The sequence below is a fragment of the Thiomicrospira sp. ALE5 genome (assembly GCF_900112445.1).
GTDB lineage: Bacteria > Pseudomonadota > Gammaproteobacteria > Thiomicrospirales > Thiomicrospiraceae > Thiomicrospira.
In genome coordinates this window covers 39,353-56,520 of the sequence record NZ_FOYY01000006.1, presented here as the reverse complement: position 1 = coordinate 56,520, position 17,168 = coordinate 39,353, and the positions used below count along the sequence as shown (strand labels likewise).

The window sequence follows — 17,168 nt, the reverse complement described above, 5'->3', positions numbered from 1 at the left end:
TAGTGCTAAACATTCCGCACCTTTCCTTTAAATATGCCCAATAATTCTACCGACTCTAGCACAGCTGTTAATGAAAACTTTGCATTAACAGCTGCAATAAACCGGGCATTAACCCAAATTGAATCTTATTGGTTCACACAACGCCAAGTGCATCAGCGCAGCTCTATTACACTAGTCGGCAGCCGGAGCTGGCAAACAGCATTGCTTAACGCAGCGACCAACAACCTCGCCGGCTGGCCAAGTGACATATATTGGCTCAATCAACATACCAATCGGCAAAGCCTGCGCCATCAGCTTGGCCAAACACTATCGGCTGAGCAGGCTGGTCTCGTGGTCGATTTAAATAGCGGCATAGATATTGAAAGTGTAGCTATCGCGACCGGTTTATTAGCGGGCGGCGGCGTGTGTTGCTGGCTGATGCCTGCTGAGCCAAGCGCTATAACTCAAGCTACCCAGGCCACCCCAACCTCAACCCATCCCCTCGCTAACCTGCTTAGTTTTCCTTGGCAGGCTCAAGACTTATTTCCAACATTCGACAATTGGGGACGTGATCTTGTCAGTCACCCACAGCATAGCTTGGTGATTTATGAAGACACTACGCAGCTTGCTTATCCCCTGCCAACGTCTCAGCCAGCGCAGAACGCAACCCTATCTAAATCAAGCCTACCTCACTCAGGCTCCGCTCTCACTGAGGAGCAAACCCTGCTGCTCACCCAAATGTTTGAAAAACTGCAGCACAACACGCAAATCAATCTATCCGCACCGCTGGTGCTAAGTGGTGAGCGAGGACGAGGAAAATCAACCCTACTGGGACATTTAATCAACCAGTTACTCGCGCAGCAGAATCATAAAGACTATGCTATCGCCCTTTGTAGTGCGCGGCCCGATCAACATCAGCAGGCCTGGTTAGCGCTCACATCGCCACATCAAGCCCGTGTTAAACGCTGGGCACCGGATGCGCTCATCAACGAGCAACCTAGACTGGATTTGTTAATTATTGATGAGGCCGCCTATTTGCCTTGGCCACAGTTGCAAACACTGATAGGTCGCTATCCGGCTTGTATCATCAGCAGTACTGAATCGGGTTATGAAGGCTCGGGGCAGGCCTGGCAACAGCATTTGCGTCCTTGGCTGAATCATCACTACCCCAACTGGCAAGGCTATCAGCTCACCCAACCCTTGCGCTGGCAAGCCAACGACCCTTTAGAACATTTGGTCGGCTTATTAAGCGGTCACACGTTAGAGATAAATCAATCTGCAAGACCAAATCCAGACTGGGCAAAGCTTGATTTAAATCGGCTGAGTTGGCAATGTGCCAGCCCGCAGGCCTTATCCCACGCGCAACGGGCACAGGTTTTTGTGCTCCTTACCGACAGTCACTATCAAACGCGCCCACGCGATTGGCAACTGCTGTGCAGTGCGCCTAACTTGCAACTCGGGCTGATCTGGCTAGGTGAGGAACTTATCGGCGCACTCTGGGCCATTTTAGAAGGCCCTTTACCGGATTGGGGACCCCACCGACGTCTGCAAGGTCATCTGGTCACCCAAAAACTGCGTCAACATCACCAAACACCTGAACTCTACAGTGGACGCTATGGGCGTTGTACCCGTATAGCGATTGCCAAGCCTTATCGCCATCAGGGCCTAGGCAAACAACTGGTCGCCTATTGGCAAAGTCACCCCGCCAATAGCGCAATAGACAGTTTTACTGTCAGTTTTGGTGCCACGCCGACATTGTGGCGTTTTTGGTCTGAGTGCGGCTTTCACACCCTCCATCTCGGTGTGCAACCTGATGCCGCATCGGGGCGCTGCAACCTAATGATGATGACACCCCCTAAAGCGACCAACTTGGCCCAGGCTTATCAACAAATCCAAGATTGGTTTAAAGCGCAATGGCCGGCGCTGCAGCACGAATATCATCCACTCAGCCATGACTTAGTCAGCGACGCGGAACAGCAGGCCTGGCAATCTATTTGGCAAACCCACCCAGATTGGCAAATCCACCCTTGGCAACAGATTTCAAATTCACAACGCCAACTAGCACTACAAGATTATGCACAGGGTCTGCGACCTTATGAAGCAATAAGTGGTCTGTTGATAGACTGGTTTAAGCAACAACCCACAGCAAAATGGCAATGGCCAGAGGCGGCCTTGTGGCAGTGGAAAGGGCAAGGATGGGATTGGTCGCGCACGCGCCAGGCCTGGTCACAACAGCCAAGCCAAGCACACCCACAACCACTGGGACGTAAGGGGTTAGAAGGGCTGTTAAAAACACGCCTTCTAACAAGCAATTCCAATAAGCTAACTGACAGGCTTACTGACTAAAGACCACGGTTTTGTTACCGTGAATTAATACCCGATCTTCTAAATGGAAACGCAGCCCGCGCGCCAAAGTGGTTTTCTCCACATCACGACCTAAACGGCGCATTTCTTCAATTGAATGCGCATGGCTGACTCGAATCACATCCTGCTCAATAATTGGTCCGGCATCCAACTCTTCAGTCACATAATGGCAGGTTGCACCAATCAGCTTTACGCCGCGCTCATAGGCTTGATGATAGGGTTTTGCGCCCACAAAAGAGGGCAAAAAGCTATGGTGAATATTAATCACCCGCCCCGCATAATCGGCACACATTTGCGGTGGCAATATTTGCATATAACGTGCTAGCACAATCACATCCGCCTGATAATGCGCGACTAAGCGTTCGGCTTCAGCAAAGGCCGCGGGCTTGGTATCCGGCGTTACCGGCACATGGTGAAATGGAATCTGATGCCACTCTACCATCGCCCGTAAATCATCATGATTGGCAATGACACAGACCACATCACCCGGTAAATCGCCATCATGCCAACGATAAAGCAAATCCGCCAGACAATGCGCTTCTTTACTGGCAAACAATGCAATACGCTTAGGTCGAGCTGAATCACTGATAAACCAACTCATCTGGAACTGTTCAGCAATCGGTGCAAACTTGGCTTCAAACTCATCCAGACCAAAAGGTACCGAGCTGGCCAAAATCTCATGGCGCATAAAAAACCAACCATTGCCCGCATCGGTATGGTGATTCGCCTCCACAATCGTTGCACCCTGCTCGGCAATAAACCCGGCGACCTTGGCCACAATACCGACCTGATCTGGACAAGACATCACTAAACGATAAACACGCTCCACACCACTACTCCTAAAAAAACATCATGCTGTAAAATTAGCACATGATAGCAAATGGCTACTCATTTCGCGCTTTTCTTCTATGTTATACTCATAAATTAATTTAATTTGATAATGAAATCCTATTCTTATGCTTAAAGTCGTCTCATTTAATGTCAACAGTGTGCGGATGCGCCAACATCAACTCGAAGCACTGGTTGCAGAACAAGCGCCCGATATTATTGGCCTGCAAGAAACCAAAGTGCAAGACCATGAATTTCCACTAGAGGCCATTGAAGCCCTAGGCTACCGTGCCGAATTTTGTGGCCAAAAAACCCACTATGGTGTCGCGCTGCTGTATAAACCGCACCTTACCCTGACCAAGCTACAAAAAGGCTGGGTAACCGATGATGATAACGCCCAAAAACGGATGATTATTGGCGACTTTACCACGCCAGCCGGTGACAGCCTACGCGTTATTAACGGCTATTTTCCACAGGGTGAAAACCGCGATCATGCGATCAAGTTTCCGGCCAAGCTGGCTTTCTATGCGGATTTAATGGCCTACTTAAACACCGATTGCTCACCTGAGCAAAACCTGATTGTAATGGGCGATTTTAATATTTCACCACAAGACATCGACATTGGCATCGGCGAAGCCAATCGTTTGCGCTGGCTTAAAACCGGCAAAACCAGTTTTTTACCAGAAGAACGTGAATTATGGCAAAACCTACTAAACTGGGGCTTGCAAGATACTTATCGTTGCTGCCACCCTGATTCAAACGACAAGTTCAGCTGGTTTGACTACCGATCCAAAGGCTTTGAAGATTCACCCAAACGTGGGCTGCGCATTGATACCCTATTAGCCACTGCACCCTTAGCCGCCAAAGTGGTCGCCAGTGATATTGGCTATAGTATTCGCGGCCTTGAAAAACCCTCTGACCATGCGCCAGTTTGGTCGGATTTTGACCTTAATTAAACCACCGCTTCGAAGGAAAATATCATGATTTCAGTCCAAATTATGCAACGCGAACTTGTGGTGGATCACACCTTGTTGTTGTGGGTCAAAACCGAAGGCGAATTTAATTACGCCCCTGGCGATTATTTGATGATGGGGGTCCATCCAGATAGCGTGAAGCCTTTTTCAATTGCCAATGCACCGCGTGAAGATGGCCTAATCGAAATGCACATTCGCCTTAACAAGGATGATTGGTTGCAAGAATTGGCCCAACAACAGGTAGGTGATCATTTATGGATTGATGGGCCACATAACCAAATGAAACTGATGCCCGAACAGCCACTCAATATTTATATTGCCGGTGGTACGGGACTCGCGCCGATTAAAGCGATGATTGAAGCACGCCTCGCGCAAGGATTAACCCAACCGACTTGGTTATATTGGGGCGCCAGCTATGTAGAAGATTTCTATTTGCGTGATCCGCAATGGTGGCCAGCAGGCCTGCATGAACGTGTCCATTTTGTGCCCGTGCTGTCTAATGACGAACAAGCCAAAACCGTCAACTGGCAAGGAAAACTGGGGCTGGTACATCAGGTTGCATTAGCAGACCACCCAGACTTGAGCAACGCACAAGTCTATGTCTGTGGTGCATGGGAAATGATTAAAACAGTGAAGGCAGATTGCATCGCCGCCGGCCTACCAGCCGAGCGGATTCAACCGCTGTAGCCAGTCAAAACCTAGCCAGCCAAGACCTCATCGACCATCTGTTGCGCTTCGGCAAGCAGTTGGTCTAAATGCGATTGCCCTTCAAAAGATTCCGCATAAATTTTATAGACATCTTCTGTACCTGATGGCCGTGCGGCAAACCAACCCTGGGCCGTGGTCACTTTTAGGCCACCAATGGCGGCATCATTGCCCGGTGCATGGGTGAGCTTCGCCGTAATCGCATGACCGGCCAACGCCGTCGCTTTGACTTGATCCGCACTCAACTGACTCAGTCGCGCTTTTTGCTCAAGATTGGCCGGCGCATCGACTCGAGTATAGACCGGAGCACCATATTGCGCGGTTAAACGCTGATAATGCTCCCCGGGATCTTTACCGGTTACCGCCGTCATTTCAGCCGCCAGTAAGTTCATAATAATCCCGTCTTTGTCGGTACTCCAAGCCAAACCTTGGCGATCCAAAAAGGACGCGCCCGCAGACTCTTCACCGCCAAAACCCAGTGAACCGGACACCAGGCCTGGTACAAACCATTTAAAACCTACCGGCACTTCCACCAAATTACGCCCAAGTCCTGCTGCCACACGGTCAATCATCGAACTGGACACCAGCGTTTTACCTATTCCCGCCTGCGCCGACCAGTTCGGTCGATGACTAAATAAATACTCAATCGCCACCGCTAAATAGTGATTAGGATTAAGCAGGCCTGCTGATGGCGCCACAATACCATGACGATCAACATCCGGGTCATTGCCAAACGCAATATCAAATTGATCTTTAAGATTAATTAAACTGGCCATTGCATAGGGTGACGAGCAATCCATACGGATTTTGCCATCTTTGTCCAAGGTCATAAAACTAAACGTTGGATCGACACGGTGATTCACTTGCGTCAGGTTTAAACCATAGTGCTCGCTGATCGGTTGCCAAAAATCAACGCCCGCCCCACCCATTGGGTCCACGCCAATGCGTAACCCAGAGTCGGCAATGGCTTGCATATCAATCACTTCGCCCAGGGTTTCAATATAGGGCATCATCGAATCAACCGCCTGCACATAATCACCGGCTAGGGCTTGGGTCAAACTCTGACGCTTAATCGCTTGCCCACCGGCGAGTAAAATCGCATTGGCACGATCCTGCACCCACTTAGTGACATCGGTATCGGCAGGCCCACCATTAGGTGGATTATATTTAAAACCGCCATCACGAGGCGGATTATGCGACGGTGTAATAACTATACCATCCGCCCAACCACGGTTACGGCCACGATTGTGACGAATAATGGCATGGGAAATCACCGGTGTCGGTGTATAGCGTCCGCGGCCTTGAATATATACGGTTACTTCATTAGCACTGAGCACCTCAAGCGCCGTGGCTTGGGCCGCTTCTGATAGCGCATGGGTATCCATACCCAAAAATAATGGCCCATCAATGCCCGAACCCTGGCGGTATTCCACTAATGCCTGACAAATCGCCGCGATATGGCCATCATTAAAACTGGTATCCGAGCTGCAACCACGATGACCCGAGGTGCCAAAACCGACTGCTTGCTCGGGACGACTCACATCGGGTTGGCGTGCGTAATAATCAACCATCAACTGCGGGATATTATCCAGCTTTTCGGCTGGCACCGGCTGACCGGCTAATGGATTAAGCGCCATGACTCACTCCTTGGGCAAGCTGTGCCAATGCGGCGTTAAATAACCCACTCGGACGCATCGCAGCCGCCGCTTTCGTTGCATCAGGATGGTAATACCCACCTAGATCAACCGACTGACCTTGTACGGCTGCTAGTTCAGCTAAAATGGCATCTAATTGACTATTTAACTGCGCTGCCAGGGGTTCGAACTGCTGCTGCAAAGCTTGATCAACCTGTTGCTCGGCTAAGGCTTGCGCCCAATAGGTCGCCAAATAAACATGACTGCCACGATTATCTAACTCGCCCAGCTTGCGACCCGGTGAACGGTTTTCCTGAAGAAAACGACTGGTCGCTTGATTTAAGCTATCCACCAACACCTGAATGCGCGGGTTATCGGTTTGCTGCGCTAAATGCTCTAAAGACACCGCAAGTGCTAAAAACTCCCCTAGCGAATCCCAACGTAAAAAGTTTACTTCCACCAGTTGCTGTACGTGCTTAGGCGCCGACCCACCGGCACCGGTTTCAAATAACCCGCCTCCGGCCAACAAGGGTACAATTGACAGCATTTTTGCGCTGGTGCCTAGCTCTAAAATCGGGAACAGGTCGGTTAAATAATCACGCAGCACATTACCGGTCACCGAAATGGTATCTAAACCAGCTTTCGCCCGCGCCAGCGTTTTAGCGGTTGCATCCACCGGACTTAAAATTTCCAGCTCTAAACCTTCGATATCGAGCATACCCAAGGCGTTTTCAACTTTCTTAATTAAGTTCGAATCATGTGGGCGCTGTGAATCTAGCCAAAAAATCGCCGGCGTATTGGTTAGGCGTGCCCGCGTGACCGCCAACTTTACCCAATCCTGAATCGCAATGTCTTTTGTTTGACACATCCGCCAAATATCACCCTTGGCTACCTTATGTTCGAAAATCACTACCCCGGCTTCGTTTATAACCTGCACCGAACCGGCGGCTGGGATTTCAAAGGTTTTATCATGCGAACCATACTCTTCGGCTTTTTGCGCCATCAAACCGACATTGGGCACGGTGCCCATAGTCGCTGGATCAAACGCACCATTGGCTTTACAAAATTCAATTGTTTGTTGATACACCCCGGCATAGCTGCGATCTGGAATAATCGCTTTCATATCCTGCAGATGACCTTGCGCATTCCACATTTGACCTGAGCTGCGAATCGCCGCTGGCATCGACGCATCAATAATTACGTCACTGGGTACATGTAAATTGGTAATCCCTTTATCAGAATCGACCATGGCAATGGCTGGGCCTTCAGCCATACATGCTGACAACGCCTGCTCAATCGCTTCGCGCTCAGCAGCAGGTAAGGTTTTAATTTTTTGATAGACATCGCCCAAACCATTGCGCGCCGAAATGCCAAGCTTATTAAAGGTATCCGCAAAGCGCTCAAATACCTCAGCAAAATACACTTCTACAGCATGGCCAAATATAATTGGGTCGGAGACCTTCATCATCGTGGCTTTTAAATGCACCGAAAACAGTACACCTTCGGCCTTAGCATCGGCAAGCTGGGCGGCCAAAAACGCACGCAAAGCAGCGACCCGCATCACCGACGCATCAATCACTTCGCCGGCTTGCAAACGGGTTTTATTTTTTAATACCGTGATTTGACCGTCTTCACCATGAAACTCAATACGTACTGAATCCTCAGTCGGCGACACATAAGATAACTCTGAGCCATAAAAGTCATCGGCCTGCATGTGCGCAACGTGCGACTTAGAATCCTTTGCCCAAGCGCCCATGCTGTGAGGGTGTGCTTTAGCATAGGCTTTGACCGGGCCGGCCACACGACGATCCGAGTTGCCTTCACGCAGCACAGGATTCACTGCTGAACCCAGTACTCTGGCATAGCGTGCCTTAATATCGCGCTCTTGATCGTTTTGTGGGTTCGCCGGATAATCTGGCACGGCATAACCCTGGGCTTGCAACTCCGAAATCGCACCGGTCAATTGTGGAATAGAAGCCGAAATATTCGGCAGCTTAATAATATTTGCGGCCGGCGTTTTGGCAAGCTCACCCAGCTCGGTTAGCGCATCTGAGGTTTGCTGTTCAGGTGTTAAATAATCATTAAACTGTGCCAAAATACGTCCGGCTAAAGAAATATCACGTGTCTCCACCTTGACATCAGCAGCAAGTGTAAAAGCCTGTACTATCGGTAGCAGTGAATAGGTTGCCAATGCCGGGGCTTCATCGGTATGCGTGTAAATAAGGGTTGCGGGTTGAGTCATAACACATCCTTTAGAATCGAATAGGATCAAAACTTATTGCGTCTATTAATAAAATCTTAATGCTTAGCCGGTGCTTAAGTTACACACACTCTATTTCGGCCAGATTTTTTGGCTTCATAGAGTGCAAAGTCAGCACGTTTTAAAATAAATTCATATTCACCTTCTCCTAACTCGCTTGAAGCGACACCCAGACTCGCGGTAACAAAGGGTTCAATTGGCGAATGATTATGCGGTATTTGCAGTTTGACAATTTCGTTAAGAATCGTTTCGGCCACTTTTTTGGCGCCGTCAATGGGTGTTTCAGGCAGGATTACAGCAAACTCCTCACCCCCATAACGTGCCACAAGATCTGCAGGGCGCTTGACTGCAGTAGAGATGGCTGTTGCCACCTTTTCTAAACAATGATCTCCCACACCATGCCCGTAATTGTCATTGAACAGTTTGAAGTAATCTATATCTAGCATAATAATAGATAGCGGCAACGACATTCTTTTGCAGCGTGCCTTCTCAACTTTAAGAACCTCTGTCATTTTTCGCCGATTAGCTACGTTAGTCAGACCATCGATGTTAGACAGGGCTTCTAGCATATCCGTCTTTTTCTTAAGAACCATGTGATTACGAACACGCGCTTTGATAATGGGCAAATGAAAAGGCTTGGTAATATAATCTACCGCACCGAGATTTAAGCCACGCTCTTCTTGATCTGGTTCGGTTAGGGCGGTTACAAAGATAATTGGGATGGCTTGTGTTTTAGTGTCCGATTTAAGTTCTTTACAGACTTCATAGCCGTCTTTTTCAGGCATGATGATATCGAGCAGCACTAAATCTGGCGGGCTCTTTTGACATATTTCAATACACTCACTGCCAGACTCAGCTGTAATAACTTGATAGTCATTTTCGAGTGCACTGGCTAAGATTTGACGATTAGACTTCATGTCGTCAACAATTAACACCACTGGCATATTCACTGGCATCAGATTAGTCACTCCCATTGATATGGCTTCGTAGCCAAGGCGCGATGTGATTGAAGCAATTGTTCAAAAACATCAGGATTCTTGATCATGGTCAATTCGCCTTCTCTTGGTGTAATCTTGTCTTTCAGACGCGATAAATAGAAACGCAAAGCGGCCATGCGCAAAGCGGCTGGCCAACAGGCCTGCTCTTTATGCGTTAAAGCCCGCTCCGCTTGATACGCCTTCAAGACAACATTAACATAATCCTGCTTGAGCCTATTATCTTTATCACGACACCAATCATTGACCATAACCGCTAAATCATATAAACACGGACCTTGACAGGCATAATACAGATCAATAATACCCGTTAATTGATCACCATCAAACATAGCATTATCAGTAAACAGATCAGCATGAATAACACTTTGGGGTAAAGCATGCCAGTCAACTGACTTTTGATAATGAATCTCTTCATCGATCATGTCTATTTGACACTTTGACAAGGACGTGTTTATTTTATTAAACGTGGCTTCTGCCCAGTCTAGACCACGGTCATTTGCACGATAACCAGAGAATGATGTACCCACTTTGTGAAATCTTGCTAGGGTTTTAGCCATTGTGTGACACTGGTCAATAGTTGGATTTTCGAGCGTTACACCGTTTAAACGTTCTACTAGTGCAGCAGGCTTACCACATAACACATTCAAATAACTTCCCCGCTTATCTGCCTGAGGCAAAGCGGTAGGGATCGCGTTTTGAGCCATAAAAGCCATGATATCAAGAAAATAGCCTAGCTCATCAGCATCATGGTGTTCAAAAATAGTCAGCACAAAGCGTGCCTGATCCGTATCTACAAAATAGTTGGTATTTTCGATACCTGCATTAATGCCATCATAACTAATTAGATGACCGACTGAATATTGTGCTAAAAAAACTTCGAGTTGCTCAGACGCAACCTTAGTATAGACAGACATTTGAGGATATTCCTAACCACGCAATAAAAACCATTTTATCACAGATAACTATTAGGATTAGCTCACTCCATACAACCGACAGAAAAAGAAAAAGCCCGCTGTTCGGGGCGGGCTTTTCTGCTAGAGAGGTGTTATAAAATAACTAAAAAAACTTAGTGACCGTGATGGCCAACACCTGGTGCATCTACACCAATACGTTCTTCAACGTTGTACTGCGGCGTGCCATCAGGTAGACGGAACGCTGTACGGTAGTTGGTAATATCGCCAGTACCATCACCCACCATGTAATCTGGGCAATCGCTCATGCAACGCTCGTTGGCAATTACAGGACGGTGGTCACAGAAGAAGTTACCTGCATTAGGCATATACTTGTTAGCCTGCATTAACATTTCCGCGTTAAAGAAATCATCGTCTTCAATACGCGTACCTTGATCATCTAACGGAATATCGTTCATTTGAAGGATATAACCGGTAATACCCATGTAACCTGCGTCACCAATGGCTGGCATATTAGGCGTCCAGAAAGGCATAGCACGACGGTTGTAATCAAACAAGGTTGTGGCATATGGCCAGTAGTTACCTACCGTTTTAATTGGCGCTGGATCATTGAAGTCAGACGTGACTAATGGCAGCGGATCACCCTCAGAAAGTGGCAAGTAACCACGCGCACCTTCACCGAACTCGCCGTGACATACTGCACAGAACTGGATATACATATCACCGCCCTGTAGTACGTTCATACCCACATCATTTGATGGCAAGCCATTACCACTCGCATCGACATGAATTGACCAAACAGCTAAAGCTTCTTCGGCAATGGGTGTTCCATAACCATAAGCTACAAAGTCAGTATCATTGAAGTAGTTCGCTTCTGCACGTTCCCATACATCAACAAATGCTTCAGGAACCTTACATTGCATATTGCCGTGTGGACCACCATCAATTGAATCGTGAACTTCAAATGAATACGGGTTGGTAGGATCCATCTTTTCAACCAAGCGCTGACGCGTGTTGTCGCCCAAAATGGTGCGAACAACTTGCGCGTCTAGGTAACGACCGTCGGCCGCATCAACAATTTCGCGCCAGTTCTCAGGATAACCACGGACACCTGTTAGCTCAGGGTTCGCTGAAGCATCAGGCGTTACAAATGCACCTGTTTGCGCACCTTCAGCTGGCTTATCTGACATAGCAATCGCTACGCCAGACATGAGTAACGCACCAGAAACCGCTGATGCAACAAGGGTCTTTTTAGAATTGAACATTTTCAATCATGCCTCCAAATTCGCTGTTGTGGGCGTGGATTTTCCAAGTAACCATAGCAGTACGGTGATAAACGTTGTTTGTACCTTCGATTTCACGCATCTGCGGCATATTAGGCTGTACATAACCGGTTTCATCCGTAGTACGACTCATCATCAGTAACTCGCTACCGTCCCAATCGAACTCAAGCTCAAAACGTGTCCAAGCTTTTGGTAGTACAGCTGAAGTCAATTTCGCCTCAGTCCAGTTACGACCACCGTCGAACGTAATGTCAACGTGATCAACCTTACCGCGACCTGACCAAGCAATACCTTTGGCTACATAACGACCTGGACCTTGCATTTTGAAGTCTGGCGATGGGTAGGTGATTACTGAGTTAGCTTCCATGTACCATGACATGTTTTGCACAGTACCATCAGGCATTAGCTCAGTATACTTAGACGTTTCTTCACGGTGCTGAAGTGGCTTGTCAGTAACCTGAATACGACGTAAGTGCTTCACCCACATATTAGCTTCACAACCAGGTACAACTAGACGAATTGGATAACCGTTTTCTGGACGTAGTGCTTCACCGTTTTGCGCGTAAGCAATCATACAATCGTCCATAGCCAACTCAACCGGTACAGAACGTGCCATACCAGAAGCATCAGCACCTTCTGGGATTAACCAGGTACCTTCAGGACGGATACCTGCTTCTTTTAATAGCGTTGATAACTTAACACCAGTCCACTCAACGCAAGACATCATCCCATGAGTCCACTGCACTGAGTTCAACTGAACACCTTTCCATTCCATTGCACCGTTAGCCGGACACTCTGCGAATAAAACATGCGATTCTGATGGGAAGCGTTTTAGATCATCCATGGTAAAAATCAATGGACGCTCAACTAAACCATGAATAACTAAACGATGCTCATCAGGGTTAATGTTGATACCACCACCGTGATAACGTTCAAAGTGAAGACCGTTAGGCGTAATCATACCGTGCAGGCTTTGTAATGGCGACATGGTGATAGACGCCATTGAGTCAGGCGTTAACCACTCAAGGGTACGACGCTGAACTTCTTTTTCAAAAGGAGAAGGCATACCGTAAGGGTACTGACGCACACCCCAACCCAAGGCTTTACGAGCACTTTGGTCTTGCAATACCGTGGAAATTTCTTCACGACCCGCATAAGGGGCAACGGCACGCTTAGGGTCAAATTGAATTTCACGAGCACTCGCTGCTTGAGTGAACATTACACCCCCTGCAACAGCTGCCCCCCCTTTTAAGAAAGCACGACGGCTTTGTGAACGACTTTCCTCAGTCTGAACCGCGACTTTTTCTACTACTTTATCTGTCATTTCTATGCTCCTTGATTGGCATTTCTAAATGTAACAACACCACAGATTCAAGAGTTATTGTTATTCCAATTGTAAGTTTATCCCGAGCAACCCGCCCAACAACGAAAAAATATTGTATTTGACCGCTATTAAATTTGCTCAAACCGACAATGTTGGCTCGTTATAATAAACCCGATTACTAAATGACATCAAGAAAAACAGGTCTTTTTATAAGCTTTTTCTTATATAAATTTTTTATGCGCATCACTAAACTTTCTATGTGCCAATAGAATTCCTTGGCGAAAAGTTTATTTTTTTTGGCGGAACACGTATTATCAATGGTCTTAAAACCACCATAACAAACTTGAGTTTAAATAAAGTCATTTAGAGGTTAACCTATGATTACTCGCCAATTCCCTATCACCCGCATGCGCCGCATGCGTGCCGATGACTTCTCGCGTCGTCTGATGCGTGAGCACACCCTCACCACCAACGACCTGATTTATCCGATGTTTGTTATCGAAGGCTTTAACTTACGCGAACCGGTTGCCTCCATGCCTGCTGTTGAGCGCCTGACGATTGATCTATTGGTCGAAGAAGCAGAAGAGCTGGTCGAATTAGGCATTCCGATGATTGCGATTTTCCCGGTAGTGCCCACAGAAAATAAAAGTCTACATGCCGAAGAAGCATACAACCCCGAAGGCCTAGCGCAACGTGCGGTGCGTGCGGTCAAAGCCGCCTGTCCTGAATTAGGCATTATGACCGATGTCGCACTGGATCCCTTTACCACCCATGGTCAAGACGGCATTATTGACGACAAGGGCTATGTATTAAATGACGACACCATTGATGTGCTGATGAAACAGGCATTATCCCACGCCGAAGCTGGTGCCGATGTCATTGGCCCATCGGATATGATGGACGGGCGTATTATCGAAATCCGTGAGCTGCTGGAAGATCATGGTCATCACAATACTCGCATTATGGCCTATTCAGCCAAGTATGCATCATCCTACTATGGCCCGTTTCGTGATGCCGTCGGTTCAGCCGCCAATTTGGGCAAGAGCAATAAAGCCAACTATCAAATGGATCCGGCCAATAGCAACGAAGCCTTGCACGAGGTCGCGCTGGACATTAATGAAGGTGCTGACATGGTGATGGTCAAACCAGGCTTGCCTTATCTGGATATCGTCCAACGCATTAAGAGCGAATTTAAAGTGCCAACCTACGCCTACCACGTCAGTGGCGAGTATGCGATGCTTAAAGCCGCCGCACAAAACGGCTGGCTCGATGAACGTCAAGTGGCCATGGAAACCCTGCTGTGCTTTAAACGTGCCGGAGCAGATGGCATTTTGACCTATTACGCCAAGCAGGTGGCGTTGTGGCTTGAGGAAGATGCGGCCTTATGAGTATCGACCGTTATGCGGTAGTGGGTGATCCGATTGCCCACTCTAAATCACCGCTGATTCATCAGCTCTTTGCCGAACAAACCGGTCAATCGATGCAGTATGAAGCCATCCGCATTGATGCCGAGGACGCGAATTTTATTGATGAAGTTCGCTATATCCAGCAGCTTGATTTTAAAGGCTTAAATATCACCGTGCCTTACAAGCTTGATGCATTTGAATTAGCCGATCAGCTGACACCGCGTGCCGAAGTCGCCCATGCGGTTAACACCTTTGTGTTTCAAGACAATGGCCAAATCCTCGGCGACAACACCGATGGAGCAGGCCTGGTGATGGATATTGAACAAAATGGTTTGCGGCCATTTAAAGATAAAAAAGTACTGATTATTGGTGCCGGTGGCGCGGTACAAGGCATTTTAAAACCCTTGCTGGCCAAACAACCAGGCCTGGTGCATATTGCCAACCGCACCGCCAAACGCGCCCAAGTTTTAGGCCAACGTTTTGATACCGACGTACCGATTCACGGCAGCGGTTGGGACGAGATTCCGCTCGAACCCTTTGATATTATTATTAATGGCACCTCGGCCAGTCTGGAAGGCAAAGTACCGCCCGTGTCTGCACAGGCCATCGGGCCAAACAGTTTGGTCTATGACATGATGTATGGTGCCGAACCCACCGTGTTTTTAAACTGGGCGCAACAGCATCAACCCCAGTGTCAACGCATGGACGGCCTGGGCATGCTGGTCGGGCAAGCCGCTGAAAGCTTTTACCTTTGGCGTGGCGTGATGCCAAAAACCAAACCGGTGATCGAACAAGTGCGTCGCCTTATTCAGGCGAATCCTCAGTAGCAAACTCGTTTTTCAATTTAACATAGTGCGCCGCGGAGTATTTAAAAAAGGCTTTTTCTTCATCGGTGAGCGGACGTATCTGCTTAACCGGTGAACCTAAATATAGATAACCGCTTTCCAACACCTTGCCTGCTGGCACTAGGCTATTCGCGCCAACCAAGACATGTTTTTGCACGACCGCATTATCTAAAACTATGGCACCCATGCCAATCAGACACTCGCCCTCAAGAATACAGCCGTGTAATACCACATTATGCCCCACCGTCACATCACAGCCAACACGCGTCATTGACCCGCGGGTACGCTCAGACGCATGGGTTGCATGCACGACCGCACCATCTTGAATATTAGACCTCGCACCCACTTCAATCGCACTGACATCACCGCGCAAAACCGCACAAGGCCAAATACTGACATCCTCCGCCAAATGGCATGGTCCGATCACCTGAGCCGACGGATCGACCCAAGCAGATTCAACCAATTCAGGCCACATTCCTTTATAGCTACGTAGTGTCACTTAACAGCCTCCGCTGCTGGCGTGGCCTGAACATGCACATCCATTTGTGGATATGGAATGACAATGCCCTGCTCATCAAACTCAAGCTTAACCTTTTCAATGTAATCAAAGCGTACCGGCCAATAATCCGCACTGTCCACCCAGATGCGCACGGTAAAATCAACACTAGAATCAGCCAATTCTGATACCACCACAAGCGGCTCAGGTTCTTGATGTGCACGCGGCTCAGCAGCAATTAAATCTTTTAAAATTTGCTTAGCTTTACGCAGGTCACTGTCATAACCAATACCAAATACCAAGTCAATTCGGCGCGTTGCACGCGCTGAATAATTAACCAGTTTATCGCGATAAATAAGCCCGTTTGGTACGGTAATCTCGCGATTATCGCCGGTACGCATCACCGTATTGAGTAGGGTGATTTTTTCTGCCACGCCCATTTGACCGGCCACTTCAATAAAATCACCCACTTTAAAGGGCTGGGTTAAGATTAACATTACGCCAGAAGCAAAATTATTCAATGAATCTTTCAAAGCTAAACCGACCGCCAGGCCTGCTGCCGCTAGCAGCGCAATCACCGATGTAGTATCAAAACCTAAATAACCAAAAACGGCCAATATCAGCAGCACATATAGCAGCACCCGAGCAACCGACTGAGCAAACTCTTGCAATATAGGTTCTACTTTTAGGCGCTCTAAGCCTTTTTTAAGCAGCTGCATTGCCCACTTTATGAGCTTGTGACCGACAAAAAACGCAATCAATGCCACCAGGATCTTGATACCAAAAGGCAGCACATATTGATAAATCAGCAATTCTAAATCCATAAATTTCTCGTTATTTTCAGGTTGAAGTTCAAAGTAACCTTAATATAACTTATAATTAAGTGTAGTTTTTTAAATAATTTTTTTGATTCTAAGGATACTAACTATGGCTCGCGTTACCGTTGAAGATTGTTTACAAAATGTTGAAAATCGATTTGAGCTTGTACTCGTTAGCGCAAAACGTGCGCGCCAATTAGGCAACGGCGCTGACGCTTGCGTAGATTGGGAAAATGATAAGCCAACCGTTGTTGCATTAAGAGAATTGGCTGATAACCTTGTAGAACCTTCTGTTATTCTTGCTGACCCAGACACGCCCCCTTTTTTCAGCTAAGGGTCTCCT

Annotated in this window: 15 protein-coding genes; 6 read left to right on the top strand and 9 right to left on the bottom strand. The window is 47.7% G+C overall.

All coding sequences use genetic code 11. The features are described 5' to 3' along the window. The first annotated feature begins 33 nt into the window (after positions 1-33). Positions 34-2,325: a tRNA(Met) cytidine acetyltransferase TmcA domain-containing protein gene (locus BM293_RS09775; protein ID WP_093449041.1), complete on the top strand. Its 2,292-nt coding sequence runs from the start codon at positions 34-36 to the stop codon at positions 2,323-2,325. Here BM293_RS09775 and purU read toward each other — a convergent pair. Continuing rightward, positions 2,315-3,172 carry a formyltetrahydrofolate deformylase gene (gene purU / locus BM293_RS09770; RefSeq protein ID WP_093449039.1) on the bottom strand — a complete coding sequence of 286 codons (858 nt, stop codon included), beginning with the start codon at positions 3,170-3,172 and terminating at the stop codon, positions 2,315-2,317. The two genes, BM293_RS09775 and purU, sit on opposite strands and share 11 nt — an antisense overlap. A 127-nt stretch (positions 3,173-3,299) precedes the next feature. On the opposite strand from purU, the gene xthA reads away from it, so the two are divergent. After that, positions 3,300-4,127 carry an exodeoxyribonuclease III gene (gene xthA, locus BM293_RS09765; RefSeq protein WP_093449036.1) on the top strand — a complete coding sequence of 276 codons (828 nt, stop codon included), beginning with the start codon at positions 3,300-3,302 and terminating at the stop codon, positions 4,125-4,127. Positions 4,128-4,151: 24 nt separating this feature from the next. After that, positions 4,152-4,832 carry an FAD-binding oxidoreductase gene (locus BM293_RS09760; RefSeq protein WP_093449033.1) on the top strand — a complete coding sequence of 227 codons (681 nt, stop codon included), beginning with the start codon at positions 4,152-4,154 and terminating at the stop codon, positions 4,830-4,832. An 11-nt stretch (positions 4,833-4,843) separates the two neighbouring features. On the opposite strand, the gene pgm is transcribed toward BM293_RS09760, so the two are convergent. From pgm to soxC, 6 genes are all read right to left on the bottom strand, one after another. Continuing rightward, the gene (gene pgm, locus BM293_RS09755) at positions 4,844-6,487 is read right to left on the bottom strand and encodes a phosphoglucomutase (alpha-D-glucose-1,6-bisphosphate-dependent) (protein WP_093449031.1); all 1,644 of its coding nucleotides are present in this window, start codon (positions 6,485-6,487) and stop codon (positions 4,844-4,846) included. Beyond that, complete coding sequence (locus tag BM293_RS09750; protein WP_093449029.1) at positions 6,477-8,726, bottom strand: NADP-dependent isocitrate dehydrogenase; 2,250 nt, start codon at positions 8,724-8,726, stop codon at positions 6,477-6,479. The genes pgm and BM293_RS09750 overlap by 11 nt, the downstream gene beginning before the upstream one ends. A gap of 74 nt (positions 8,727-8,800) precedes the next feature. Then, the gene (locus BM293_RS09745; RefSeq protein ID WP_234968981.1) at positions 8,801-9,718 is read right to left on the bottom strand and encodes a diguanylate cyclase; all 918 of its coding nucleotides are present in this window, start codon (positions 9,716-9,718) and stop codon (positions 8,801-8,803) included. Further along, the gene (locus BM293_RS09740; protein WP_093449026.1) at positions 9,709-10,656 is read right to left on the bottom strand and encodes a homoserine kinase; all 948 of its coding nucleotides are present in this window, start codon (positions 10,654-10,656) and stop codon (positions 9,709-9,711) included. The genes BM293_RS09745 and BM293_RS09740 overlap by 10 nt, the downstream gene beginning before the upstream one ends. Before the next feature lie 152 nt (positions 10,657-10,808). Beyond that, the gene (locus BM293_RS09735) at positions 10,809-11,918 is read right to left on the bottom strand and encodes a c-type cytochrome (protein ID WP_093449024.1); all 1,110 of its coding nucleotides are present in this window, start codon (positions 11,916-11,918) and stop codon (positions 10,809-10,811) included. Then, a complete protein-coding gene (gene soxC, locus BM293_RS09730; RefSeq protein ID WP_093449021.1) occupies positions 11,905-13,260 on the bottom strand; it encodes a sulfite dehydrogenase in 1,356 nt (451 codons plus the stop codon). Before soxC ends, BM293_RS09735 begins: the two co-directional genes overlap by 14 nt. A gap of 377 nt (positions 13,261-13,637) precedes the next feature. Here soxC and hemB point away from each other — a divergent pair, with 377 nt between their 5' ends. Together hemB and aroE are read left to right on the top strand one after the other, a co-directional pair. Next, the gene (hemB, locus tag BM293_RS09725) at positions 13,638-14,648 is read left to right on the top strand and encodes a porphobilinogen synthase (RefSeq protein ID WP_093449019.1); all 1,011 of its coding nucleotides are present in this window, start codon (positions 13,638-13,640) and stop codon (positions 14,646-14,648) included. Further along, the gene (gene aroE, locus BM293_RS09720) at positions 14,645-15,493 is read left to right on the top strand and encodes a shikimate dehydrogenase (RefSeq protein ID WP_093449017.1); all 849 of its coding nucleotides are present in this window, start codon (positions 14,645-14,647) and stop codon (positions 15,491-15,493) included. The genes hemB and aroE overlap by 4 nt, the downstream gene beginning before the upstream one ends. On the opposite strand, the gene BM293_RS09715 is transcribed toward aroE, so the two are convergent. Continuing rightward, on the bottom strand, positions 15,471-16,010 hold the full coding sequence (locus BM293_RS09715; RefSeq protein ID WP_093449015.1) for a gamma carbonic anhydrase family protein: 540 nt from the start codon (positions 16,008-16,010) through the stop codon (positions 15,471-15,473). The genes aroE and BM293_RS09715 overlap by 23 nt on opposite strands. After that, positions 16,007-16,831 carry a mechanosensitive ion channel family protein gene (locus BM293_RS09710; RefSeq protein WP_093449012.1) on the bottom strand — a complete coding sequence of 275 codons (825 nt, stop codon included), beginning with the start codon at positions 16,829-16,831 and terminating at the stop codon, positions 16,007-16,009. Before BM293_RS09710 ends, BM293_RS09715 begins: the two co-directional genes overlap by 4 nt. Positions 16,832-16,934: 103 nt before the next feature. Here BM293_RS09710 and rpoZ point away from each other — a divergent pair, with 103 nt between their 5' ends. Next, entirely contained in the window at positions 16,935-17,159 is a 225-nt protein-coding gene (gene rpoZ / locus BM293_RS09705) for a DNA-directed RNA polymerase subunit omega (protein ID WP_093449010.1), read from the top strand. Positions 17,160-17,168: the final 9 nt, after the last annotated feature.

Bases quoted from the DNA above. Each gene is read 5' to 3' on its own strand.
- soxC (WP_093449021.1), bottom strand. From the start codon at position 13,260: ATGACAGATAAAGTAGTAGAAAAAGTCGCGGTTCAGACTGAGGAAAGT.
- rpoZ (WP_093449010.1), top strand. From the start codon at position 16,935: ATGGCTCGCGTTACCGTTGAAGATTGTTTACAAAATGTTGAAAATCGA.
- BM293_RS09710 (WP_093449012.1), bottom strand. From the start codon at position 16,831: ATGGATTTAGAATTGCTGATTTATCAATATGTGCTGCCTTTTGGTATC.
- hemB (WP_093449019.1), top strand. From the start codon at position 13,638: ATGATTACTCGCCAATTCCCTATCACCCGCATGCGCCGCATGCGTGCC.
- BM293_RS09775 (WP_093449041.1), top strand. From the start codon at position 34: ATGCCCAATAATTCTACCGACTCTAGCACAGCTGTTAATGAAAACTTT.
- aroE (WP_093449017.1), top strand. From the start codon at position 14,645: ATGAGTATCGACCGTTATGCGGTAGTGGGTGATCCGATTGCCCACTCT.
- BM293_RS09760 (WP_093449033.1), top strand. From the start codon at position 4,152: ATGATTTCAGTCCAAATTATGCAACGCGAACTTGTGGTGGATCACACC.
- pgm (WP_093449031.1), bottom strand. From the start codon at position 6,487: ATGGCGCTTAATCCATTAGCCGGTCAGCCGGTGCCAGCCGAAAAGCTG.
- BM293_RS09745 (WP_234968981.1), bottom strand. From the start codon at position 9,718: ATGGGAGTGACTAATCTGATGCCAGTGAATATGCCAGTGGTGTTAATT.
- BM293_RS09750 (WP_093449029.1), bottom strand. From the start codon at position 8,726: ATGACTCAACCCGCAACCCTTATTTACACGCATACCGATGAAGCCCCG.
- BM293_RS09740 (WP_093449026.1), bottom strand. From the start codon at position 10,656: ATGTCTGTCTATACTAAGGTTGCGTCTGAGCAACTCGAAGTTTTTTTA.
- xthA (WP_093449036.1), top strand. From the start codon at position 3,300: ATGCTTAAAGTCGTCTCATTTAATGTCAACAGTGTGCGGATGCGCCAA.
- BM293_RS09735 (WP_093449024.1), bottom strand. From the start codon at position 11,918: ATGTTCAATTCTAAAAAGACCCTTGTTGCATCAGCGGTTTCTGGTGCG.